This is a genomic window from Thermococcus sp. ES12 (assembly GCF_012027515.1).
In the GTDB taxonomy this organism is placed as follows: domain Archaea; phylum Methanobacteriota_B; class Thermococci; order Thermococcales; family Thermococcaceae; genus Thermococcus; species Thermococcus barossii.
In genome coordinates this window covers 1-538 of sequence record NZ_SNUP01000022.1, presented here as the reverse complement: position 1 = coordinate 538, position 538 = coordinate 1, and the positions used below count along the sequence as shown (strand labels likewise).

General features: G+C 35.7%; 1 protein-coding gene. It reads right to left on the bottom strand.

What is annotated here, in order from left to right; translation table 11 throughout:
• Window positions 1-372, bottom strand: a 372-nt coding sequence (locus tag E3E37_RS10795) for a DUF86 domain-containing protein (protein WP_167717348.1), incomplete at its 3' end; no start/stop codon positions are given.
• Window positions 373-538 lie beyond the last annotated feature (166 nt).

Sequence of the window (538 nt, the reverse complement as noted above, 5' to 3'; positions counted from 1 at the left end):
CTTTAAGAATTCTTCAATATCAATAATGTTCTCTTTAATATAGTGGTAAATCATTTTATCATCAACATCCCAGTATATGTGTACGAGACGGTTTCTAAATCGGGCCATTAACATTAAACGTTTACCCAAATCCTCCTCGATAAGGTTATTCTCTACCAATACTCTAAAAGAGTCTGCATAATCCTGGGGAAGCCTCATGCGATTTTTAGAAATTATATGGTATGAGATATCAATGCACGCTTCAATAGCAACTAGTAGATTATACTTAGCACTTGAGATGTAGTGTTTATTTTTCATAAAATCCTCCTCTGGAATGTTTGAAAGCTCCCTTAATGTCTGAATAGATTTCTCCGCTTCCAGCATGAGCTTCATTATTTTCTCTTTATCGTAATCCAAAGACCTCCCTCCTGTAGATTTTTAGATAATAATCATAGTCGTGGTATTCCCTTAAAGTTCTCTCCTCAAATTCACACCTACTCTTCTCATCTTTGCTAAAAAGAAGGTCTCCTCCAAGAACTTTGAACCTAAATGTCACCGG